This window comes from Archangium gephyra (assembly GCF_049060025.1).
In the GTDB taxonomy this organism is placed as follows: Bacteria; Myxococcota; Myxococcia; order Myxococcales; family Myxococcaceae; genus Archangium; species Archangium gephyra_A.
Genome location: NZ_JBMEQQ010000002.1, coordinates 1,335,377 through 1,357,167, shown reverse-complemented (window position 1 = coordinate 1,357,167; position 21,791 = coordinate 1,335,377). Strand labels below are relative to the sequence as shown.

The window sequence follows — 21,791 nt, the reverse complement described above, 5'->3', positions numbered from 1 at the left end:
TTCTCCCAGCATCCCAAGGAGGCAGTTCATGGCTCGTGAAGTGGTCATCGTGGGCGCGGCGCGTACCCCCATCGGGGCCTTCCAGGGAGCCCTGGCCAAGTTGACGGCTCCGCAGCTCGGCGCGATCGCCATCAAGGCGGCGCTGGAGCGCTCGGGCGTCTCCCCGGATCAGGTGGGTGAGACCATCATGGGCTGCGTGCTGCAGGCCGGCGTGGGCCAGGCCCCGGCGCGCCAGGCGGCCATCTACGCCGGCATCCCCGAGAGCGTTCCCGCCGTCACCATCAACAAGGTGTGCGGCTCGGGCCTGAAGGCGGTCATCGCCGGCGCCCAGGCGATCGCGCTGGGTGATGCCGAGGTGGTGGTGGTCGGCGGCATGGAGTCCATGAGCAACGCGCCCTACGTCAGCCACTCGATGCGTGGCGGCGCCCGCATGGGCAACGTGGAGTTCAAGGACGCGATGATCCTCGACGGCCTGTGGGATCCCTACGGCAACGTCCACATGGGCAACTGCGCCGAGGAGTGCTCCATCACCCAGGGCATCAGCCGCGCCAACCAGGACGAGTACGCGCTCGAGTCCACCAGGCGCGCCATCGAGGCCCAGAAGGCCGGCCTGTTCACCCGCGAGATCGTCCCCGTCACCGTGCCCGGTGGCAAGGGCGGTGACGTGGTGGTGAGCGAGGACGAGGGCCCGAAGAACGCCCGGCCGGACAAGATCCCCACGCTCAAGCCCGTCTTCAAGAAGGACGGCACGGTGACGGCGGCCAACGCGTCCTCCATCAACGACGGCGCCGCGGCGCTGGTGCTGATGAGCGCCGAGCGCGCCAAGGCCGAGGGCCGCACCGTCCTGGGCCGCATCACCGGCTACGCCGGGGCCGCCCGCAAGCCGGTGGAGTTCACCATCGCCCCGGCCGACTCCATCAACAACCTCCTCAAGAAGACCGGCCACAAGACCACCGACGTGGACCTGTGGGAGATCAACGAGGCCTTCGCGGTGGTGGCCCTGGCCAACAACAAGCTGCTCGGCCTGGAGGGCTCGAAGGTGAACGTGCGCGGCGGCGCGGTGGTGCTCGGCCACCCGATCGGCGCCTCGGGCGCGCGTCTGCTGGTGACGCTGGTGCACACGCTGCAGGACACGAACAAGAAGCGCGGCGTGGCGTCGCTGTGCATCGGCGGCGGCGAAGGCATCGCGCTGATGGTGGAGCGCTAGTCCCCAGCGGGACGTGTACTCCCTCTCCCTGTTGGGAGAGGGGCGGGGTGGGGGTCTTTCGAGGACTCTCACCCCGTTGTCGTTCCCGCCGCGGTCCTGGCTCCCAGGTCCGTGGCGGAATACCCCGGCCAGTGCGGAGGTCGAATAAGGATGGCGCCCTGAAGGGTGCTTGTTCCCCGTTTCCCCATGCTGCCGGATACCCCCATTGAATTGACGATCGATCGCCTCGGGCAGCTCGGAGAGGGCGTGGGCTCCTACGAGGGCCGCACCGTCTTCGTGCCCGGTACCTTCCCCGGCGAGCGGGTGCGCGTGCGCCTGGAGCTGGAGGGCAAGGTGATGCGCGGGCACCTGCTCGGCGACGTACTGGCCCCGAGCCCCGACCGGAGGCGCTCGCCGTGTGGCCTGAGCGCGCGGTGTGGCGGGTGTGACTGGCTGGAGCTGACCGAATCCGCCCAGCGCGCCGCGAAGCAGGAGATCGTCCTCTCCGCCCTGGAGCACCTGGGCCGGTTGAAGCGGGACAGCTTCGCGGTGCGGCCCCTGCTGATAGCGCCGACGGAGTTCGGCTACCGGCGCCGGGCGGTGCTGCACTTCCTCAAGGAGGAGTTGGTCTTCTTCGGGCGGCGGAGCCATGACCGGGTGGTGGTGAGCGAGTGCGGCGCGCTGGTGCCGGTGCTCGCCGGACTGCCGGGGAAGCTCGGGCCCCTGCTCAAGCCGGTGTCGCGGGACGCGGAGGAGGTGCACCTGCTGGCCGAGGGGGACAAGGCGTCCTTCGCGGTGATGATGAAGGGCCAGGCGACGCCCCGGCACGTGGAGGCGTGTGAGAAGGCGGTGCGCGCGCTCCGGCTGGAGGGGGCGGTGCTGGTGTCGAAGGAGGGCTCGCCGCGCATCATCGGCAAGCCGGTGCTGCGCTCGGTGTCGCCGCTGCGGCCGGAGGTGCCGCTGTACCTGCGTCCGGACGCCTTTTCGCAGGCGCATGCCGAGGCCAACGTGGGTCTGGTGACCTCCGCGGTCTACGAGCTGGCCCCGCGCGAGACGGATGCGGTATTGGAGTTGTACTCGGGCAACGGCAACTTCACGTTCCCGTTGGCGGCGAGCGCGGCGTCGGTGCTGGGGGTGGAGTCCTCTCCGGCCTCGGTGGAGTTGGCGCAGCGCAGTGCACGGGAGGGTGGGGTGGCCAACGTCCGCTTCCACCAGGGGGATGCCCGGAAGGTGTGCGAGGGCCTCATCCGCGAGGGGAAGAGGTTCGACGTGGCGCTCGCGGATCCTCCGCGGACGGGGGCTCCGGGGCTCGCCCGGTGGCTCAAGGCGCTGGGGGTGAGGCGGGTGGTGTACGTGGCGTGTGACCCGGGCTCGCTGGCGCGCGACGCGGCGGGACTGGTAGAGGCGGGTTACAAGCCGCTCGCGCTCCAGGTGGTGGACATGTTCCCCCAGACGCACCACGTGGAGTCCGTGATGTCTTTCGAGCTGCCCACCTAGCTTCCCGGCGGCTCACAGGAGTCTGTTTTGGAGATCTTCAAGGAGTTCACCTTCGAGGCGGCCCATCGCCTCCCCAACGTGCCCCCGGGGCACAAGTGCGCCCGGCTGCACGGCCACTCCTACCGCGTGACCCTGCATGTGCAGGGCGGCGTGGGTGCGGACTCGGGTTGGGTGATGGACTTCGCCGACCTCACCGAGGCCTTCAAGCCGCTGCAGGCCCAGCTCGATCACTACTACCTCAATGAGATCGAAGGGCTGTCCAACCCCACCAGCGAGAATCTGGCGCGGTGGATCTGGCAGCGGGTGCGGCCGCGTCTGCCTCAGCTCTCCCAGGTGATGGTGCGCGAGACCTGCACCTCGGGCTGCATCTACCGCGGCGAGAACGACTGCGCTCACTCCCGCAGCAGAATGCCTCCGTCGATCACCAACTCGCTGCCGGTCGTCCACGGTGCCGCCAGCAGGTGCACCACCGCCTCGGCCACCTCCTCGGGCCTCCCGAGCCGTCCCAGCGGGTGCAGCGCCCCCAGCGCGGACAACTGGGCGGAGATCCTCCGCTCGAACTCCTCGGCCCCGGGAGGCGGCTCGCCAGGATTCAGGCGCGGGGCCCGCACCATCTCCGTGTCCACCACTCCCGGACAGACGGCGTTGGCCCGGATGCGCCGCGCGGCGCCCGCCAGCGCCAGTGAGCGCATCGCCGCCAGCATCCCGGCCTTGGCCGCGCTGTAGGCCGCGCTCGTGGGCAGTGGCCGCATCGCCAGCGTGGAGGAGATGAACACCATGCCTCCGCCGTCCTCCAGCACCGACAACGCCTCCTCGCCCAGGCGCAGCGGAGCCACCAGGTTGATCTCCAACTGGGCCCGCAACGCCTCCTCGGAGATGTGCCCGGGCGGCTGGTGCTCCACCACTCCCGCCGAGTGCACCAGTCCATCCAGCCCGCCCAGCGCTTCACGGGCCCTCGCCAGCAGCCCCGCGCGCTCGGAAGGGGAGGCGAGATCGCAGGGCAGGGCCACCGCCTGACCGGGCCAGGCCCGCGCCACCGCCTCCAGCCGATCCGCCCGGCGCGCACTGAGCGCCACCTGGCCTCCTGCCCGCAGCAGCGCCTCGGCCACCGCGAGGCCAATCCCGCTTCCCCCGCCCGTCACCAGCACCTTCCGCGTCCCCACGGGCCGAGTGCTCACCACCGCTCGCCCTCCGCTTCCGGGGTGCTCGCCGCCGCCGGGTAGTACGCCCGGCCCTCCACCGGCACCAACCCACCCGGAGGCTCGGGCACCTCCACCTCGTCATGGGGGATGAAGGCCGGACGGTCCACGCACAACACCGTCTGCTCGAGCGCCCTCGGATTGTCGTAGCGGTGCGGGAGGTGCTTCGGCCACCGGAAGCCCATGCCTGCCAGCACCGGCTTGCCCTGGAGCAGCAGCCCGTGGCCCAGCACCAGCTCGGCCTCGTTCATCACCCGGTGCTCATGGGTGGGGATGGTGCGGCCCGGAGCGATGCGCAGCCGGTAGATGCCCACGTGCTCGTCCTGGAAGAGGATGTCCACCCGCCCGAAGGGCTTCTCCTCCTTCTCGAACTGGTACTCGTCCGCGGCGCGGTGCACCTGCAGCGAGGCCAGTCCGGTACCGGCCAGGGCCTCCGGCTTCGACAGCCGCAGGGTGACGGCCCGCACCGGGGCTCGGGCCGAGTCCTCCGTCGGCGGGGCGAGGATGTAGCGGCAGAGGGCCTCGGCGGCCGTCTCGAGCATGCGGAAGTCGGCCGTCTCCAGCAGGAAGCGCAGCTCTCCGGCGAGCCGCCCGTAGTCCACCGTGTCTCGGAGGCTGCCCGCCATGGCGGCCTTCCGGGTGTCCAGGTAGAGCGCCACGTCGAGCTCCAGCGGCTGGGGCGTGCCGCGCTCGGCGGGGTAGACGCCGACGATGCACTGGACGGAGATCTGGCGCAGCTCGATGACATCCAGCGGGCGGCCCTGGGCATCACGCGGGAGGGCCGAGAAGCTGTCGGAGAGAGGGCGGTTCATAGCTGGGCGCTCCGGGCTCCATCCACGGCGATCACCTGTCCGGAGATATAGGGCGCCTCACGCGCCAGGAAGACCACGGTCCGGGCGATGTCCTCGGCCGAGCCCACCCGCCCGAGGGGGATGCGAGCAAGTATGGAGCGCTGGGCGGCCTCGTCGAAGTTCTCCGGGAAGACGACCGTGCCCGGAGAGATGGCGTTGACCCGCACCTTGGGCGCGAGCTCCACCGCGAGCGCCCGGGTGAGCGTGATGAGCCCGGCCTTGCTGGCGGAGTAGTGGGCGTAGTGGCTCTCCACCCGCTCGGCGCCAATGTCGGTGATGTTCACGACGAGCGGCTGGGGAGCGGCTCGCAGCGCCGGGAGCAGCGCCTGGGTGAGGAAGAAGGGCGCGTCCAGGTTGATTCCCATCATCCGGTGGTAGTGCTCCCGGGTGATGGCCTCGAAGGGCAGCCGCTCGTAGATGCCCGCGTTGTTGACGAGCACGTCGATGGCGGGGTGGGCCTGGCGCAGGGTGGCCGCCAGCGACTCCAGCTCCCGAGGGGCGCCCAGGTCGGCGCGGTACACGGTGGCGGTGCGTCCCAGGGCACGGGCCTGGGCGGCGACCTCCTCGGCTCCCTCGGTCGAACGGTGGACGTGCAGGGCCAGGTCGTAGCCCACCTCGGCGAGCGCCAGGGCGATGGCCTTGCCGATCCGGATACCGGCTCCGGTGACGACGGCTGTTGGCATGAAGGTCTCCCTCGGGTTTTCCGCGCGCCCGGGTATACAGGAGCACGGGGCCGCTCGCAGGGAGAACGAGGGCTCGCCCCAAGGTCCCGAGCCGGGTACGACAAGAGGATTGAGGGGCCTGTAACAGGTTGGGATGATGGGGAAACAGGGCGGGTCGGAGACTGGTAGAACGCTGGGGTAAGGGGTTTACGACCACATGGACGCACGCATCGTCGAGTTCGCCGAGGTCCTCCGCCAGAACGGGGTGCGTGTGAGCACGTCCGAGGTGTCGGACGCCGCGCGGGCCACCGCCGAGGTGGGCCTCGAGGACAAGGCCATCTTCCGCTCGGTGCTGCGGACCACGATGGTGAAGCGCCAGCAGGACGTGGACGTCTTCAACCGGGCCTTCGACTTCTTCTTCTCGGGGGCGGCCAAGACGTTCGAGGCGATCGACAAGTCCCTGGCCCAGCAGATCCAGGAGCAGGGGCTCATCGAGGGCGACAACCTGACGATGCTCCTGTTCCAGATGAACCAGCTCTTCCCCGAGCTGTCCCCGCTGGCCCAGGCGGCGCTCATGGGGGACCGGGCGCGGCTGGCGCAGATCTTCCGCTCGGCGACGCTGCAGCTCGACTTGTCGCAGATGCAGAAGCTCGATGCAGACGGGCTTCTTCTCGCGGCGGCTGATGGTGGCGGCGGGGATGGATCGGGCGCGCTCGGAGCTGAAGGCGCTCGAGGACGAGCTGCGCAAGCGGGGCCTGCCGGCGGAGGGCGTGGAGATCGTCTCGCGCCACGTGGCCGAGGCGATGCGCAAGGTGGAGGACGCGGCGCGGCGCGAGGTGAAGCGCCAGGCCGAGGCGCGCATCCGCAAGCCCACGGGCGGGGTGGTGGACAAGCCGCTGCACCAGCTCAGCCAGGCCGAGGTGAACCAGATGGAGTCCGCGGTGAAGACGCTGGCCGAGAAGCTCAAGGCCCGGCTGATCCGCAAGGCGCGCTCGAAGCGGAAGGGGACGCTGAACGTGCGCCGCACGCTGCGCCGCAACCTGCCGTGGGGGGGTATTCCCATGGTGCCCCAGTTCCGCGCCCGCCGCCCCGAGCGCCCCGAGGTCGTCGTCCTCTGTGACGTCTCGGACTCGGTGCGCAACGCGTCGCGGATGATGCTGCTGTTCACCTATACGCTGCAGTCGCTCTTCGTGCGCGTGCGCTCGTTCGTCTTCGTGTCGGACGTGGGCGACGTGACGCAGTACTTCAAGGAGCAGGAGGTGGACAAGGCGATCGACCTGGCCACCATGGGGCAGGCGGTGTCGCTCACCGCCAACTCCAACTACGGCCGCGCGCTGGCCATGTTCACGAGGGATCAGCTCGGCAGCATCACCCGCCGCACCACGGTGATGATCATCGGGGACGGCCGCAACAACTACAACGCGAACAACGCCTGGGCCCTCAAGGACCTGAAGCAGAAGTGCAAGCGTCTGCTGTGGATCTGCCCCGAGGACCGTCCCAACTGGGGCTTCGGGGACAGCGAGATGCTCACCTATTCGAAGGAGTGCCACCAGACGGTGGTGGTGAACTCCGTGGCCGATCTGTCCCGCATCGCCGAGCAGCTCGTCCCCGCCTGAAAGAGACACCCATGTCCCGTTCCATGTTCGATGATCTCGATGAGTCGCAGGCCAGCGCCATGGGGGCCGCGGACTCCCGCACGCTGCGGTTCGCCGCCCACGCCCTCACCGAGGCCGATCTGCAGGGCCTCCTCCGCTACCAGGAGGCCTTCCTCGCCCATGTGGAGCAGGCCCCGAGGGGGGAGTCCCAGGCGCTCACCACCGCGCACGAGCTCGGCCTGAAGGCCTCCGGGCTGGCGGTGAAGGTGGTGGAACTGGGCAACTCGATGCTGCGCGCCTATGGCGGCCAGCGCTGGACGGCGCGCCGGCTGCGCACCCGGCTGGCCGAGCTGGAGCAGCAGAGTGATGCCACCGCGGCCGAAAAGGCCGGCCGGGCCCGGGACGAGCTGCACCGCATCGAGGACCTGGAGCCCCTGGCCCGGCGCTACGGGCAGGAGGTGATCGATCTGCTCAACCAGCACGAGGACCGCCTGGTGGAGCTCCATACCCGGATGCAGAAGGCCCTCACCCGGGCATAGGGGGGCTCGCCCTCCCGCCCGCCAGGGCATTGGAACCGTTGCAATCCGCCGGGGCTCGTCGGATAAGAGCCCGTTCTCCGTACGGAAAGACCCATGAAGCGCTACTTCATCCACACCTTCGGCTGCCAGATGAACGTCAACGACTCGCTCCGCATGAGCGAGGTACTCGGCAAGCTGGAATACCGGCCCACGCCGGTGCCGGAGGAGGCAGATCTCATCATCCTCAACACCTGCTCCATCCGGGAGAAGGCCGAGGACAAGATGTTGTCGGCCCTGGGCCGCTACCGCACGGTGAAGCTGGCCCGCGGCACGCTGCTGGGCGTGGGCGGGTGCGTGGCGCAGCAGGAGAAGGACAAGCTCCTCAAGAAGGTGCCCTACCTGGACTTCGTCTTCGGCCCGGACTCCATCGCCAAGCTGCCGGACATCATCGGCCGCGTGCAGGGCGAGCGCCAGCGCGTGGTGGAGACGGCCTGGGTGGACTCGGAGGAGTACGTCTTCCCGCGCGCCGACCCCGAGACGAGCCGCGGCAAGGTGACCGAGTTCGTCACGGTGATGAAGGGCTGCGACAACGTCTGCTCCTTCTGCGTGGTGCCGCATACCCGGGGCCGCGAGGTCAGCCGGGCCTTCCCGGAGGTGCTCGCCGAGGTGGCGGACCTGGCGAAGGTGGGCGTGCGCGAGGTGACGCTGATCGGCCAGAACGTGAACTCGTACCAGGGCGGCGTGAGCTTCGCGCAGTTGCTGCTGCGCACGGCGGAGGTGCCGGGCATCGAGCGCGTGCGCTTCACCACGAGCCACCCGCACGACCTGTCGGACGAGCTGATCGAGGCCTTCCGGACGCAGCCGAAGATCATGCCGCACTTCCACCTGCCGGTGCAGAGCGGCTCGAATCCAGTGCTGAAGCGGATGCGGCGCGACTACACGGTGGTGCAGTACCTGGAGCGGCTGGAGAAGCTGCGCGCGGCGCGTCCGGGCATCGCGGTGACGACGGACATCATCGTGGGCTTCCCGGGTGAGACGGAGGAGGACTTCGCCCTCACGCTCGAGCTGACGGAGAAGGTGCGCTACGAGAACCAGTTCTCGTTCATCTACAGCCCCCGGCCGAAGACGGGCGCGGCGCTGAAGGAGGACGAGTGGGGTCCGGTGCCGCACGAGGTGAAGATCGAGCGGCTGGAGCGGCTGCAGAAGCTCCAGCGGCGCATCAGCGGGGAGCACACGGCGTCGCAGGTGGGGCTGGAGGTGGAGGTGATGGTGGAGGGCCACTCGCGCTACAACCCGGCGAAGCGCTTCGGCCGGACGCCGGAGAACCGCACGGTGAACTTCGACGGTGACGCGCCGGCGGGGGCGTTCGTGAAGGTGCTGGTGGAGAGCGCCACGCCGAACCAGCTCTCGGGCAAGCAGACGGTGGTGCTGAGCCAGCCGGTGGTAGTGCCGCCCGCGGACCTCCCGGGTCCCGAAGTCACGTGCGTCGTGGCCTGAGCCCCTTCCGGAGAACCCATGGCCCTGCGTCGTTTCCGTGATCAGACCCCGCGCGTCCACCCGAGCTGCTTCGTCGAGGACTCGGCGCAGGTGATCGGGGATGTGGAGCTGGGGGAGGACTCCTCGGTGTGGTTCAACTCGGTGCTGCGGGGGGATGTGAATCCCATCCGCATCGGCCGGAGGACCAACATCCAGGATCTCTCGATGATCCACGTCACCAGTGAGCGGTACTCGACGTCCATCGGGGACGACGTGACGGTGGGGCACCACGTGGTGCTGCACGGGTGCACGGTGGGGAACCGGGTGCTGGTGGGGATGGGCGCCATCGTCATGGATGGCGTGGAGATCGGCGACGACAGCATCATCGGCGCCGGCACGCTGCTCACCCCGGGGACGAAGATTCCACCGGGCTCGCTGGTGGTGGGCTCGCCGGGGAAGGTGAAGCGGACCCTCACCGACGAGGAGCGGGGTTTCCTGCTCGAGTCCGCGAAGCACTACGTCCGTACGGCCGCCGACCACCGCGCCAGCCGTTAACGTGACGCCCGCCAGCGTGCGTGTTAGGACCACCTCGCATGGAGGTTGCAGCCGCACTCAAAGCTTCACCGCTCTTCAAGGATTTCACCGACGTCGGCATCCAGATCTTCGCCGCCATCGGGGTCGCGCGGGCTTTTCCCAAGGGATCGGCCCTGTTCCTGGAGAACCGTCCGGGCGAGTCCCTCTTCATTGTTGGGGACGGCACGGTGCGGCTGAGTGCGAAGAACACCTCGGGCGAGGACGTGACGCTCGGGGATGTGGTGGCCGGAGAGCCCCTGGGCGAACTGACGCTCATCCAGAAGGGCGAGCGGCTGTGCACCGCCGTGGCGATGACGGACGTGACGGCGGTGGAGATCCGTCACGCGGACTTCCAGAAGCTCACCATCCAGAAGCCGCAGGCCTGCATGAAGCTGCTGATGGGCATCGTGAGCCACTTTGGCCAGAAGGTCCGAGACAACCGGGAAGCCATGAAGTCGCTCGTGGGAAAGACTTGAGAAACACCCCCCCTTGCGCGCCGTGCTACCTTCCTCGCGCATGAAGCGAGGGATTTTCGAGACACCCACACGCCCATACCTGGCCCGTTGAGGAGCAACCGGGCGTACGGACGCAGGCCCAGGTATCCGCACTCCGAGCAGCGGACGAGCCTGGGGATTATGAGTCGGCCCATGGGGGCTCGGAGTTTTGACGACGCGTACCCGGTTGATGCGGGGGCGCTGGAGGCCTGGGCTCGGATGACGATGCCTGCCTGGTCTCCCCGGATTTGACAGAGAGACGAGCGTGCAAGAATTCCTCACCAACCTGCTGGGCAGTACCCAAGGCTTCTTCGCCTATGCCGCTGTATTCGGCATCCTGGTGGCCTGTGGGCTCGGCGTGCCGCTGCCCGAGGACATCTCGCTCATCCTGGGTGGTTTTCTCGCCCACAAGGGCGCGGCCAGCCTGTCGATGATGATGCTGGTCGGCTTCCTGGGCATCATCGTGGGTGACAGCCTCATCTTCTACGCCGGCCGCCGGTTCGGCTCGAAGGTGGGCCGTTCTACGACTCCCACCGGCTTCCTGGGCAAGTTCATCACCCCCGAGAAGCGTGCGCGAGTGGAGGGGCTGTTCGCCCTGCACGGGCAGAAGATCGTGATGATTGCGCGCTTCATGCCCGGGGTGCGAGCGGTGACGTACTTCAGCGCCGGTTCCGCGGGCATGTCCTACTGGCGTTTCGTCTTCTGGGACGGCCTGGCGGCGCTGCTGTCCGCGCCGTTCTTCGTGTGGCTCGGCTTCCACTTCGGCGACAAGCTGGACTACGCGATCGACCGGATGAAGGAGGGGCAGATCGTGGTGCTCGGCGCCCTGGTGGTGGTGGGGCTCGGGGTGTTCCTGTGGCGCAAGCGGCTGGCGGCCCTGCGTGGGGCGGCGCTGGATGCGGCGGTGAAAGCCTCGCCGGTGCCCGCGCACCTGCTGACGGGTGCGGCGGCGGATATCCAGCCGGCCCCGGCGCCCGTCTTCGAGATGACGGAGAAGCCCTCCGGTACGGATCGTCTGCCGGTCCGCGACTGAAACAGTTCCCCTCTCCGGCTCACGCGCGTCCGAGGATGCGCTTCAACCACCCGACCAGTCCACCCGGGGCCACGTCGCGAGCGTTCGCGGCGATGGCCAGGGCCACGTGCGGCGCCGCGGTGGGCTTCTGCACGGGGCCTCCGACGGCGGGCATGCCCGGCAGGGACTGCTTGCGCTGCAGGGGAGGGGGCTCGGGCTGAGTCGGGTGATTGGGCCCGAGCTTCGCCTTCACCTGCTCCGGGTTGTCGCGGGTGGAGAAGACGCTCATCACCTCGATGCCGACGGTCTGCTCGCGGGCGGTCACGGTGAGGATGCACTCGTTGTTCACCGCGAAGGTGACGGACACCTTCACCGAGCCGCGAGGGCCCGGGGGCAGCCCGGAGATCTTCAGCGTTCCGAGGTACTCGTTCTCCACGGCGCGCTCGGAGTCCCCCTGCAGGATGATGAGATCGATCTCCTCCTGATCCTCTCGGCTGGTGGAGATCTGATAGCCCTTGGTGGCGGGCAGGGGCGCATTGCGCTCGAGCACGGGCTTGAAGCGGCCGCCGGGCAGACCCACGCCGATGGCCATGGGCAGCACGTCGATGAGCTGCACGCCCTCGCTCTCGGCCAGGCTGTGGGCGAGCAGGGCCGCGCCGAGCGCCACGGCCTCGTCCGGGTGCACGTTCTTGGTGGGGGTCTTGCCGAAGAACCAGTTGATCTTCTCGTGGACGAGGGGCGAGCGGCTCTGGCCGCCCACGAGGATGACCTCGTCGATGTCCTTGGGGGTGAGCCCCTTGGCGTCGAGCACGTCGGCGCAGACCTGGAGGGTGCGGTTGACGAGCTCCTCGGTGAGCGCGACGAGCTTCTCGCGGGTGAGGGAGACGTCGAGGTCCACGGGCTTGCCGTCGACCATGGTGAGGAAGGCGACGTGGACGCGGACCTGGGAGCGCTCGGAGAGGGAGCACTTGGCGCGCTCGGCGGCGTCCTGGATGCGCTGCATGGCGACGCGGTCCAACTGGATGGAGAGGCCGGTCTGCTGCCGGAACTGCTCCATCAGGTACTCGACGATGGCGGTGTCGAAGTCGATGCCACCCAGGAAGGTGTCGCCGCCGGTGGAGACGACCTCGTAGAGGGTGTCCTTGAGCTCGAGCACGGAGGCATCGAAGGTACCGCCGCCCAAGTCATAGACGAGCACGCGCTGGGTGAGCTTGCGGCCGAAGCCGTAGGCGAGCGCGGCGGCGGTGGGCTCGTTGAGGATGCGCTCGATGTGGAGCCCGGCGAGCCGTCCGGCCTCGCGCACGGCCTGGCGCTGGTTGTCGTTGTAGTAGGCGGGGACGGTGACGACGGCGCGCGAGACGGGCTGGCCGAGCTGGTTCTGGGCGACCTCCTTCACCTCGCGAAGGATGAGGGAGGAGATCTGCTGGAGGCTGTAGATGCGATCCCCGAGCCGCACCGCCGCCTCGCCGTTGTCGCCGGGGGCGATCTCATAGGCGAAGCGGTCCTTGATGTCCTGGACGATGGGAGACTCGTAGGGGCGGCCGATGAGACGCTTGGCGCCGTAGACGGTCTGCCGGGGGTTGGTGAGCATCTGCCCCTTGGCGGGGTGGCCCACCACGAGCTTGCCGCGGGTGTTGAGGGCGAGGATGGAGGGGACGGTGTTGTGCCCCTCGCGGCTGTGCAGGACGGCCGGCTTGCTCTGGCGCACGAAGGCGGCGCAGGAGTTGGTGGTGCCCAGGTCGATGCCGATGATGGGCCCGGTGCGCTTGGGCTCCTCGGTGGGGGCCTCGAAGGCGGGGGCGGTGGGGACCATCGGCGTGGCCGGCGGGGCGAGCGTCTGGGTGGGCTCGGGAGGCGGCGCGGGACGGCTCGAGGCCAACGGGGGAGGCCGGGGCGCCACCTGAACGGCCGGGCTCTCCACGGGGGTGAGCGCGGGCGGTGCGGAGGGCACGGCTCCGGGCTGAGGCGTGTGCGCGGGCGCCGCCGGGGTGAACGCGGCGATGGTCCCGGGCCACGGGGTGTGGGCGGGGATCAGCATCTCCTGCCCGGGATCGGGAGGGAGCGCGGGAGCGACCGCGGGCGCATCCGTCAGCGCCGGAGGCGGCTGCATCCCCGGGGGGATGGTCTCATCCGCGGGCCCCACCCCGGCCGGGAGGGGGGAAGGGGCGACTGGGCGTGCGGCAGAGGAGCGATCGCGGAGTCGAGGAACTGCTGGGTGGCGGGGTCCACGGAGAGGAAGCGGAACCCCATGCCGGAGATGCCCTGGCCCGCCTGCCCGGTGACGAAGTGGATGACGGCCGTGGCGTGGATGATGCGGGAGCCGTCGGCCAGCTTGAGATCCAGGGTGACCGTGGAACCGGGAGGCTTCACCGTCTTCGCGCGCAGATAGATGCCGCCGCGGGTGACGTTGGCGCCGTATCTGGCCACGAACTCCTCGGGGGTCGCGAAGGGCAACTTGACGACCAACCCGATGGCTTCTCCCTTGGCGGTGCTGTGTGGCTGTGTCACGAGCGAAGCCTAACATCAAACGCCTGCATGCCAGGGAGACGGGCGGTGAAAAGGCGGTTTTGATCGTTGCGCCCCTGTCTTTCACCCCTTATGGAAGCGGCTTCACCGCGGGCATGACCCGCTGCTCCCGGGAGCCCCCATGCTGACCTCCGAAGTCCGGCTCGCGCTGACTTTCGATGACGTGCTTCTCCAGCCGGCCGAGAGCGCCATCCTTCCCAAGGACGCCGATCTCTCCACCCGGTTGACCCGCACCCTGCGGCTCAACATTCCGCTCTTGTCCGCGGCGATGGACACCGTGACCGAGGCCCGTACCGCCATCGCGATGGCGCAGGAGGGCGGCATCGGTGTCATCCACAAGAACATGACCCCCGAGCAGCAGGCGCTCGAGGTGATGAAGGTGAAGAAGTTCGAGAGCGGGATGGTGGTGGACCCCATCACCGTGGAGCCGCAGGTGCCGCTGGCCCGGGCCATCGAGCTGATGCGCCAGTACAACATCTCCGGCATTCCGGTGGTGCAGGGCCGCAAGCTGGTGGGCATCGTCACCAGCCGCGACGTGCGCTTCGTCACGGACCTGGGGCAGAAGGTGGAGGCGGTGATGACGCGCAAGCTCGTCACCGGCCGCGAGGGCATCAGCCAGACGGACGCCCAGCAGCTCCTGCACGAGCACCGCATCGAGAAGCTGCTCATCGTCGACGATCAGTTCGAGCTCCGGGGCCTCATCACCATCAAGGACATGGAGAAGCGGCGGACGCGGCCCAACGCGGCCAAGGACGCCAAGGGCCGGCTGCTGTGCGCCGCAGCGGTGGGCGCCTCGGCGGACCGTGAGGCCCGCATCGACGCGCTGGTGAAGGCGGGCGTGGACGTCATCGTCATCGACACGGCCCACGGGCATTCCAAGGGCGTCATCGACGCGGTGCGCGACACGCGGAAGAACTTCCGCGGCTTCGAGCTGATCGCCGGCAACGTGGCCACGGCGGCGGCGACCCGGGCGCTCATCGAGGCGGGCGTGGACGCGGTGAAGGTGGGCATCGGCCCCGGCTCCATCTGCACCACGCGCGTGGTGGCCGGCGTGGGCGTGCCGCAGCTCACCGCGATCGACGACTGCGCGCGCGAGGCGGACAAGCACGGCGTGCCCATCATCGCCGACGGTGGCATCAAGTACTCCGGCGACATCGTCAAGGCGCTGGCCGCCGGGGCGAGCACGGTGATGATCGGCTCGCTCTTCGCGGGCACCGAGGAGGCGCCGGGCGAGGTCATCCTGTACCAGGGCCGCAGCTACAAGAGCTACCGCGGCATGGGCTCCATGGGCGCGATGAAGCAGGGCGCCAAGGACCGCTACTTCCAGTCGGACGTGGAGGCGGTGAAGCTGGTGCCCGAGGGCATTGAAGGCCGCGTGCCGTACAAGGGCAGCCTGGGCATGAACATCCACCAGATGCTGGGTGGACTGCGCAGCGGCATGGGCTACGTGGGCTGCGGCACCATCGAGGAGCTGCGGACCAAGGCTGAGTTCGTGCGGATCACCTCGGCCGGGCTCAAGGAGAGCCACGTGCACGACGTGATCATCACCGAGGAGGCGCCCAACTACCGGGTGGAGTAGGGCGCCCGGGCCGGCCGGAGGGCCGCGAGCCGGCTACTTGCCGCGCTTGCGGCTGGGGGCGGCGGCGGGCTCCTCCGCGGTGGCGGCGGGAGCCACCTTCTTCTCCGCGTTGAGCACCCGCGACAGGAGCTGCTCCTTGTCGTCCGGGTTGATCGTTTCGATGGCCTGGCGCAGGGTGTTGAAGTCCAGCCGGGCCACGGTGACAGTGTTGCCGCCCTTGACCTCCTGCACGGTGGGCACGTCCACCAGCTCGCGCACGTAGGTCTCGAACTCCACCTTCACATCCGCGGTCTGCTGGATGCAGTTCTCGCGGGCGGCCACCAGCTTCTGGCTGCCCTCGGTGTAGTTCAGGTCCGGGTTGCGGTTCATCGCCTCCTCGAAGGTGGCGTTGCGCTTCATCAACGAGGTGTAGAGGTCGATGTAGCTCATCACCCGGTCGGTCTCCGGCCGGTTGACGTTGCGGGCCTGGTTGAGGGCATCCCCCGTGTCGTCGCAGTGGACCTTGCCCAGCGCGGCCGCATCCGGGGTGTCCCCGGCCGAGGAACGGGAGGGCGACTCGCGCTCCAGACGCTCCTCCGAGGAGATCTCCTTCACGCAACCGGTGGCGGACAGCAGCAGGACGGTTGCAACGGCGGGCAGGCGCATCCAGGACCTCTTCGAGTTCGAGCGGGACTTAATGGTTGATTTCCGAAAGTTTGTAGCGATAAGGCCCGCATCCGTCAACGCGCGCCCCCCATGGAGAGTGTGTGGATATTCACGCTGAGAAGATCCTGATCCTCGATTTCGGGAGCCAGTACACGCAGCTCATCGCCCGCCGGGTGCGGGAGCTGGGCGTGTATTGTGAGATTCACCGTCCGGATCTCCCCGCGGAGGACATTCGACGGTTCGCTCCGCGCGGCATCATCCTCTCCGGAGGGCCGGCCTCGGTGGAGACGGAGGGCTCGCCGCGGTGCGATCCCTACGTCTTCAGCTCGGAGCTGCCGGTGCTGGGCATCTGCTACGGCCTGCAGCTCATCTCCAAGCTGCTGGGGGGCCGGGTGGACCGCTCCGCGCACCGCGAGTACGGCTCGGCCGAGCTGGAGGTGGTGTCGGCGCGCGGGCCCCTGGCGGGTTTCAAGCTGGGCGAGCGGGTGAAGGTGTTGATGAGCCACGGGGACCGGGTGGACATGCTTCCGCCGGACTTCGAGGCCATTGGCCGCAGCGGCAACTCGCCGTACGCGGCGGCGGCGCACAAGAGCAAGCCCATCTACGGCCTGCAGTTCCACCCCGAGGTGGTGCACACGCCGATGGGCAAGGAAATGTTGCGCGCCTTCCTGTTCACCGACTGCAAGGTGAGCGGGAGCTGGACGATGAAGGGCTTCATCCAGGAGGCGGAGGAGGCCATCCGCCGCCAGGTGGGCGAGCACGGCCGGGTCATCTGCGGGCTGTCGGGTGGCGTGGACAGCTCGGTGGCGGCGCTGTTGCTGCACCGGGCGCTGGGCGCGCGGCTGCAGTGCATCTTCGTGGACAACGGCCTGTTGCGGCAGGGCGAGCGCGAGCAGGTGGAGGCGCTCTTCGTGGATCGCTTCCACGTGCCGCTGAAGACGGTGGATGCGAGGGCGCGCTTCCTGTCGGAGCTGGCCGGCGTGACGGATCCGGAGAAGAAGCGGAAGATCATCGGCCGCGAGTTCATCACGGTGTTCGAGGCGGCCGCGCGGGACGTGCAGGGTGCCGAGTTCCTGGCGCAGGGCACGCTGTACCCGGACGTGATCGAGTCCGTGTCGTACAAGGGCCCGTCGGTCACCATCAAGAGCCACCACAACGTGGGCGGGCTGCCGGAGAAGATGAACCTCAAGCTGGTGGAGCCGCTGCGCGAGCTCTTCAAGGACGAGGTCCGCGCGCTGGGCCGCGAGCTGGGGTTGCCGGACGAGATGGTGTCGAGGCAGCCGTTCCCGGGGCCGGGCCTGGCCATCCGGGTGCTGGGGGAGATCACCGAGGAGCGGCTGGAGCTGGTGCGCCGCGCGGATGCGATCGTCCAGCAGGAGGTGCGGGACGCGGGGCTGTACAAGGAGCTGTGGCAGGCGTTCGCGGTGTTGCTGCCGGTGCAGAGCGTGGGCGTGATGGGGGACGAGCGCACCTACGAGTCCACGTGCGTGCTGCGCGCGGTGACGAGCGTGGACGGCATGACGGCGGACTGGGCGCGGCTGCCGTACCCGGTGCTCGAGCGCATCTCCACGCGCATCACCAACGAGGTGCGCGGCATCAACCGCGTCGTCTACGACATCTCCTCCAAGCCGCCCGCCACCATCGAGTGGGAGTAGCCGCGGGGGCAGGGTGAGTGAGGAAAAACAAAGGGGCTGCCCGGATCCACCCGGGCAGCCCCTTCGTCTTTCAGCGGGATTTCAGCGGAGCGCGGGCCGGACTACCTGCCGGGGCTGGCCTTCACGGTGGGCTTGCCGGGGCGCAGCTCCTTGAGGACGCGCTCGGCCTTGTAGACCGTCTTGAGCGCCTCGATGATGGCCTCGCTGTGGACGGCGACGGTGCGGTTGACGCTCTCGTCGAAGCCGTAGTCACCGCCGAGCGACTGGATGTTGCCGTCGAACACCAGGCCGACGACCTCCGCGTTCTTGTTGATGACGGGCGAGCCCGAGTTGCCGCCGATGATGTCGTTGGTGGTGACGAAGTTCATCGGGGTGTTGGCCGGAAGCTGCTTCTGCGAGGCGAGCCAGGACTGGGGCAGCGCGAACGGCTCCTCACCGGTGTGGCGGTCGAAGGTGCCGCTCATGACGGTGATGGGGTTCACCTTCTTGCCGTCCTCGGTGTAGCCCTTCACGGAGCCGAAGGACAGGCGCAGCGTGCCCGTGGCATCCGGGTAGATGCCGGTGCCGTAGACCTCGAACTTCGCCTGGGCCACCAGCTCGCTGTTCTTGCGGGTGACGGCCTCGACCTGCTCCTCGTACGTCTTGCGGATGGCGCGGCCGTCCGGGTCCACCAGGGCCGCCAGTTGGATCATCGGATCCTTGGAAGCCTCGATGGCCTGCTTGCCGCCCTTGTAGAGCTGCTCGCGGACCGCGAGGTCGGTCAGCTGCGAGCCCTTGATGAGGCGGGCGGCCAGCGACGCGGGGGACTCCTTGCCGAGCACCTTCTTCACGAACGGGTGATCCGGGCCCAGCTCCTCACGGATCTTCGTGAACGAGAACGTGAGCTGGGCGATCTCCAGCTCGGGGTACACGGGCGCCTTGCTCATCACCTGCATCTCGAGCGAGCGCAGGTTGGCCTCGTTGAAGCCGCGCAGCCGCTCGGTGTCCGGCTTGGCGCGCTCGTCGGCGGCGCGCACCAGGGTGCGGGCCACCTGGAAGAGCTGCGAGCTGAAGCCGCCCTCGATGTTCTCGTAGTCCTTGCGGATGTTGCGGTAGGTGTTCTGGGCGCGGGCGATCTCGTCCCAGGCGGCGCCGTACTTCGCCTTCATCTTCGGATCCGCGTCGACCTTGGCGCGCAGCTCCTGCTCGGCGGCGACCTTCTGGGCGAAGAAGGCCTTGTCGACGAGCTGCTCGTGCTTGCCCTTGATGGACTTGAGGCCGTTCTCCACGCCGAAGAGCAGATTGGTGGAGATGCGCTTCTGCTCGGGGCCGCGGTTCTGGAACTCGGAGACCAGGCCGCGGATCTCCGACAACTTGAAGAGCTGCTTGGGCAGGCCGGTGTCGCGCAGGTACTCGAGCTGCGCCACCGTCAGGCCGCGCGAGGTCCTTCCGGGGTGGCCGGAGACGAAGGTGAGATCGCCTTCCTTGGCGCCCTTGTCGGACCACTTGAAGTAGTTGGGGCTCTTCGCGGGCTTGCCGTCCTTGCCGTAGGCGCGCACGAAGGTGACGTCCAGGTCGTACCGGGGGAACTCGAAGTTGTCCGGATCGCCGCCGAAGAAGGCGATGGCGTGCTCGGGGGCGAACACCAGCCGCACGTCCTGGAAGCGCTGGTACTTGTAGAGGTTGTACTTGCCGCCCTGGTAGAGCGTCACCACGTCACAGCGCACGTCCGTGGCGCCGGCGGTGCAGGCCTTCTCCAGCTTGGACATCTCGGCCTTGAGGGTATCGGCGTACGCCTTGCCGGTGAGGCCCTGGGTGGCGGTGTTGAGCTGGGCGGTGACGTCGGTGATCTCGACGAGCTGGCTGACCTCGAGGGCCGGGCACTGGAGCCTCCTCGGCCTGGGTCTTCGCGTAGAAGCCGTTGGCGATGAGGTCCTTCTCGGCGGTGGAGAGCTGCTGGATGCAGCCACGGGCGCAGTGGTGGTTCGTCATCACCAGGCCGTCCGGGGAGACGAAGCTGGACGAGCAGCCGCCGCCGAACTTGGCCGAGGCCAGACGGACCTTGTCGAGCCACTGCTGGTTGGGCTCGAAGCCGTACTTCTCCTTGACCTTGGAGGCAGGGAAGTTGTTGTACGTCCACATGCCCTCGTCGGCGAGCGCGGGAGCGGCGCCGAGGAGCGATGCCACGATGAGAAGACGCTTCATGGAGTTGAAGTTCCTTTCCGGGAAGCCGGAAGAGATGCGGGCGGGGTTGTCCTGGGAACAGCCGGTCCCGGTCAAGCGGGGAGAAAATTCCCGGGCCCAGCAACCCATGAGCGGAACTTTGATTTCCGAATTGCGGGGGAGCACGTCGATTGACGCGGCTCGTCGCGATCGGAACCAGGCCTGGGGGGACGGGGAAGGCATGCGGCCACAGCCGTGGGGCCTGGGCTGGAGGACCCCCTGGGAAGCCCGTGGGCTTAGTTTACATAACGCATCTTATCAGACCCAATGTCAGAGGGAAACGGGGTGGCGCCGGCCGTCCCCGGGCCCGTCTCCCAGCCCCCTGGGAATACCCCTCCGCTCCCCCGGAACGGCGTTGCCCAGCAGCCGGAGCCTGGCTTTCGCACTTCTCGGTCCGGGCGTTGAGACATAGGGTCTGCGAGCCCTATGCGACTCCTCCGTTTGAGCTTCGCCGTCTGCGCGGCCGCGCTCGCCGTGGCCGGATGCCCCAAGCCCTCCGCTCCTACCGATGACGCGGGCGTCACCGCCGCCGGTGAATCCGACACGGCCGCTGAAGCCGACGCGGGTCCGGGCCCCGCGTCGTTCTCGCTCCAGTCCACGCTCCCGGATGCCGGCGTAGAGGCCATTCCCCTCGTGGGCGAAGAAGAAGGCCGTCCGGTCATCGATCCCACCTCGACGCTCGAGCTGCGCAGCACGCTGGCGCTCCGCAACTACCGCGTCCGGCTGTTCGACGAGGCCGATCGCGCCATGATCTCGGACGACTCCGCCGAGGAATCCCCCAACGGGCTGCTGTACCGGATCTCCCTGCCCACGCCCCTCAAGAGCGGCCACAAATACACCCTGGTCATCGACGCGCAGACCGGCACGTCGATGACGGATTCCCAGGGCCGCGAGGTCCCCGACATGCGGATTCCCTTCCAGGTCTCCGGCGAAAAGGAAAAGCCGCAGCCCCCCCCGAAAAAACAGCGCCGGCGCTGACTCAGTGCTCGTTGCGCCGCGGCGCCGTGTCCGGGAATACCTCCGGCTCCAGGACGTCCGCGGACTCGCGCAGCAACTCGGCCTCCTTCACGGCCACGAGCACCTCCCGCGCCGCCTCCGGCCGCCCGTACGAGCGCCCCTGGACCACGAGGAACTCCCGGAGCGCATCCCGCAGCTCCAGGCCGGACTGGTAGCGCTCGGCCGGCTCCCGCCGCAGCGCCCGGTGCACCACGGCCCGCAGGGGCTCGGAAAGCCCCTGCGTGGCCCGCTCCACGTCCTCCGGTCCGAACCGCTGGATGCGCGCCGCCATCTGCGCGATGGGCACCCAGCTGGGCTCCTCGCAGTGCGCCTCGGCCAGCGCGGCGGACACCGGCCCGGACGCCTGCGCCGCCTGCTCCACGTCTTCCAAATCGAACAGGTGCTTGCCCGTGAGCAGCTCCAGCATCACCAGCCCCAGCGAGAACAGATCCGAGCGGTGATCCACCTTCTCCAGGCGCATGCGCTCCGGAGACGCATAGGCGATGTCCCCGCGCAGCACGTTGGCCGTGGTGGCCTCGCGCCCGGGGAGCAACGAGTACGCCACGCCGAAGTCCACCAGCTTCACCTCGCCGTTGCTGCCCACCCGGATGTTCTCCGGGTTGACGTCCCGGTGGATGATCCCCAGGGGCCGCCCGTGCTCGTCCGTCCGCGTATGGGCATGGTGAAGCGCGTCCGCGACCTCGGATGCCACGTGGCACACGAAGGCCTCGGACATGGGCCGCTGCCGCATGGCCGTGACGCTCAATACCGTCTCCAGCGAACGGCCCTCCACGTACTCCATCACCACGTACGGCAGGCCCCCGTGCAGCACCAACTGGTACACCTTGGCGATGCCCGGATGATCCAGCCGGTACGCGAGCTGGACCTCTTCCTTCAACCGCTGCTTCTGCTTCTCACTGACCGGCCGCGACAGCCGCTTGATGATCACGGAGCCCGCGGGCCCCTTCGCATAACGGCGCCGGGCGAGCATCAACTCGCCATTGCTGCGCCGTCCCAGCTTGCGGACGAGCTCGTAACGGGTCCCATCCACGGAGAACAGCAGCCGGGGGTGGTTCGAGGACTCGGGCCTGTCGATGGACACTCGGGCTCTCCTTCGCGACGCCA

17 protein-coding genes and 3 pseudogenes are annotated in these 21,791 nt (G+C 68.8%); 12 read left to right on the top strand and 8 right to left on the bottom strand.

The window, feature by feature from the left end:
• Window positions 1-28 precede the first annotated feature (28 nt).
• The 3 genes and pseudogenes from ACN28I_RS06080 to queD all read left to right on the top strand — a co-directional run.
• Window positions 29-1,207, top strand: coding sequence for a thiolase family protein (locus ACN28I_RS06080; protein WP_420941175.1), 1,179 nt, complete (start codon window positions 29-31; stop codon window positions 1,205-1,207).
• Between the two features lie 186 nt (window positions 1,208-1,393).
• The gene (locus ACN28I_RS06075) at window positions 1,394-2,683 is read left to right on the top strand and encodes a class I SAM-dependent RNA methyltransferase (protein ID WP_420948578.1); all 1,290 of its coding nucleotides are present in this window, start codon (window positions 1,394-1,396) and stop codon (window positions 2,681-2,683) included.
• A gap of 27 nt (window positions 2,684-2,710) precedes the next feature.
• Window positions 2,711-3,064: pseudogene (gene queD, locus ACN28I_RS06070) on the top strand (6-carboxytetrahydropterin synthase QueD); the annotation flags it as partial.
• A gap of 11 nt (window positions 3,065-3,075) precedes the next feature.
• Here the strand turns inward: queD and ACN28I_RS06065 are convergent.
• From ACN28I_RS06065 to ACN28I_RS06055, 3 genes are read right to left on the bottom strand one after another with little or no spacing between them, the layout of a single operon-like run.
• Window positions 3,076-3,861 carry an SDR family NAD(P)-dependent oxidoreductase gene (locus ACN28I_RS06065; RefSeq protein WP_420941174.1) on the bottom strand — a complete coding sequence of 262 codons (786 nt, stop codon included), beginning with the start codon at window positions 3,859-3,861 and terminating at the stop codon, window positions 3,076-3,078.
• The gene (locus tag ACN28I_RS06060; RefSeq protein ID WP_420941173.1) at window positions 3,858-4,694 is read right to left on the bottom strand and encodes a dihydroneopterin aldolase; all 837 of its coding nucleotides are present in this window, start codon (window positions 4,692-4,694) and stop codon (window positions 3,858-3,860) included. Before ACN28I_RS06060 ends, ACN28I_RS06065 begins: the two co-directional genes overlap by 4 nt.
• Entirely contained in the window at window positions 4,691-5,416 is a 726-nt protein-coding gene (locus ACN28I_RS06055) for an SDR family NAD(P)-dependent oxidoreductase (RefSeq protein ID WP_420941172.1), read from the bottom strand. The genes ACN28I_RS06060 and ACN28I_RS06055 overlap by 4 nt, the downstream gene beginning before the upstream one ends.
• Window positions 5,417-5,612: 196 nt before the next feature.
• Here ACN28I_RS06055 and ACN28I_RS06050 point away from each other — a divergent pair.
• The 6 genes and pseudogenes from ACN28I_RS06050 (at window position 5,613) to ACN28I_RS06025 (ending at window position 11,084) form a co-directional block, all read left to right on the top strand.
• Window positions 5,613-7,011: pseudogene (locus ACN28I_RS06050) on the top strand (VWA domain-containing protein).
• An 11-nt stretch (window positions 7,012-7,022) separates the two neighbouring features.
• On the top strand, window positions 7,023-7,529 hold the full coding sequence (locus ACN28I_RS06045; RefSeq protein WP_420941171.1) for a hypothetical protein: 507 nt from the start codon (window positions 7,023-7,025) through the stop codon (window positions 7,527-7,529).
• 93 nt (window positions 7,530-7,622) lie between these two features.
• Window positions 7,623-9,005 (top strand): tRNA (N6-isopentenyl adenosine(37)-C2)-methylthiotransferase MiaB, encoded by a 1,383-nt coding sequence (miaB, locus tag ACN28I_RS06040; protein WP_420941170.1) that lies wholly within the window; start codon window positions 7,623-7,625, stop codon window positions 9,003-9,005.
• A gap of 18 nt (window positions 9,006-9,023) precedes the next feature.
• Entirely contained in the window at window positions 9,024-9,539 is a 516-nt protein-coding gene (locus ACN28I_RS06035) for a gamma carbonic anhydrase family protein (protein ID WP_420941169.1), read from the top strand.
• 38 nt (window positions 9,540-9,577) lie between these two features.
• Window positions 9,578-10,033: a Crp/Fnr family transcriptional regulator gene (locus tag ACN28I_RS06030; protein WP_420941168.1), complete on the top strand. Its 456-nt coding sequence runs from the start codon at window positions 9,578-9,580 to the stop codon at window positions 10,031-10,033.
• Window positions 10,034-10,316: 283 nt separating this feature from the next.
• A complete protein-coding gene (locus tag ACN28I_RS06025; RefSeq protein ID WP_420941167.1) occupies window positions 10,317-11,084 on the top strand; it encodes a DedA family protein in 768 nt (255 codons plus the stop codon).
• Between the two features lie 19 nt (window positions 11,085-11,103).
• On the opposite strand, the gene ACN28I_RS06020 is transcribed toward ACN28I_RS06025, so the two are convergent.
• Both ACN28I_RS06020 and ACN28I_RS06015 read right to left on the bottom strand, forming a co-directional pair.
• Window positions 11,104-13,173, bottom strand: a complete 2,070-nt coding sequence (locus ACN28I_RS06020; protein ID WP_420941166.1) for an Hsp70 family protein — start codon at window positions 13,171-13,173, stop codon at window positions 11,104-11,106.
• The gene (locus ACN28I_RS06015; RefSeq protein WP_420941165.1) at window positions 13,152-13,571 is read right to left on the bottom strand and encodes a TIGR02266 family protein; all 420 of its coding nucleotides are present in this window, start codon (window positions 13,569-13,571) and stop codon (window positions 13,152-13,154) included. The genes ACN28I_RS06020 and ACN28I_RS06015 overlap by 22 nt, the downstream gene beginning before the upstream one ends.
• Window positions 13,572-13,710: 139 nt before the next feature.
• On the opposite strand from ACN28I_RS06015, the gene guaB reads away from it, so the two are divergent.
• Window positions 13,711-15,168 carry an IMP dehydrogenase gene (gene guaB / locus ACN28I_RS06010; protein WP_420941164.1) on the top strand — a complete coding sequence of 486 codons (1,458 nt, stop codon included), beginning with the start codon at window positions 13,711-13,713 and terminating at the stop codon, window positions 15,166-15,168.
• Window positions 15,169-15,201: 33 nt separating this feature from the next.
• On the opposite strand, the gene ACN28I_RS06005 is transcribed toward guaB, so the two are convergent.
• Window positions 15,202-15,813: a hypothetical protein gene (locus tag ACN28I_RS06005; protein WP_420941163.1), complete on the bottom strand. Its 612-nt coding sequence runs from the start codon at window positions 15,811-15,813 to the stop codon at window positions 15,202-15,204.
• Window positions 15,814-15,914: 101 nt separating this feature from the next.
• Between ACN28I_RS06005 and guaA the strand changes: the two genes are divergently transcribed.
• Window positions 15,915-17,468 (top strand): glutamine-hydrolyzing GMP synthase, encoded by a 1,554-nt coding sequence (guaA, locus tag ACN28I_RS06000; protein ID WP_420941162.1) that lies wholly within the window; start codon window positions 15,915-15,917, stop codon window positions 17,466-17,468.
• Window positions 17,469-17,569: 101 nt separating this feature from the next.
• Here the strand turns inward: guaA and ACN28I_RS05995 are convergent.
• Window positions 17,570-19,652, bottom strand: a pseudogene (locus tag ACN28I_RS05995) (S46 family peptidase).
• A 444-nt stretch (window positions 19,653-20,096) separates the two neighbouring features.
• Between ACN28I_RS05995 and ACN28I_RS05990 the strand changes: the two are divergent.
• Complete coding sequence (locus ACN28I_RS05990; protein ID WP_420941161.1) at window positions 20,097-20,648, top strand: hypothetical protein; 552 nt, start codon at window positions 20,097-20,099, stop codon at window positions 20,646-20,648.
• A gap of 1 nt (window position 20,649) precedes the next feature.
• Here ACN28I_RS05990 and ACN28I_RS05985 read toward each other — a convergent pair whose 3' ends face one another.
• Window positions 20,650-21,768: a serine/threonine-protein kinase gene (locus ACN28I_RS05985; protein ID WP_420941160.1), complete on the bottom strand. Its 1,119-nt coding sequence runs from the start codon at window positions 21,766-21,768 to the stop codon at window positions 20,650-20,652.
• Window positions 21,769-21,791: the final 23 nt, after the last annotated feature.

What these genes read in the sequence shown, in the direction of transcription:
- ACN28I_RS06055 (WP_420941172.1), bottom strand. Translation starts at nt 5,416, where the DNA reads ATGCCAACAGCCGTCGTCACCGGAGCCGGTATCCGGATCGGCAAGGCC.
- ACN28I_RS06005 (WP_420941163.1), bottom strand. Translation starts at nt 15,813, where the DNA reads ATGCGCCTGCCCGCCGTTGCAACCGTCCTGCTGCTGTCCGCCACCGGT.
- ACN28I_RS05990 (WP_420941161.1), top strand. Translation starts at nt 20,097, where the DNA reads ATGCGACTCCTCCGTTTGAGCTTCGCCGTCTGCGCGGCCGCGCTCGCC.
- ACN28I_RS06035 (WP_420941169.1), top strand. Translation starts at nt 9,024, where the DNA reads ATGGCCCTGCGTCGTTTCCGTGATCAGACCCCGCGCGTCCACCCGAGC.
- ACN28I_RS06030 (WP_420941168.1), top strand. Translation starts at nt 9,578, where the DNA reads ATGGAGGTTGCAGCCGCACTCAAAGCTTCACCGCTCTTCAAGGATTTC.
- ACN28I_RS06060 (WP_420941173.1), bottom strand. Translation starts at nt 4,694, where the DNA reads ATGAACCGCCCTCTCTCCGACAGCTTCTCGGCCCTCCCGCGTGATGCC.
- ACN28I_RS06075 (WP_420948578.1), top strand. Translation starts at nt 1,394, where the DNA reads ATGCTGCCGGATACCCCCATTGAATTGACGATCGATCGCCTCGGGCAG.
- ACN28I_RS06020 (WP_420941166.1), bottom strand. Translation starts at nt 13,173, where the DNA reads ATGCAGCCGCCTCCGGCGCTGACGGATGCGCCCGCGGTCGCTCCCGCG.
- ACN28I_RS06080 (WP_420941175.1), top strand. Translation starts at nt 29, where the DNA reads ATGGCTCGTGAAGTGGTCATCGTGGGCGCGGCGCGTACCCCCATCGGG.
- miaB (WP_420941170.1), top strand. Translation starts at nt 7,623, where the DNA reads ATGAAGCGCTACTTCATCCACACCTTCGGCTGCCAGATGAACGTCAAC.
- guaB (WP_420941164.1), top strand. Translation starts at nt 13,711, where the DNA reads ATGCTGACCTCCGAAGTCCGGCTCGCGCTGACTTTCGATGACGTGCTT.
- ACN28I_RS06045 (WP_420941171.1), top strand. Translation starts at nt 7,023, where the DNA reads ATGTCCCGTTCCATGTTCGATGATCTCGATGAGTCGCAGGCCAGCGCC.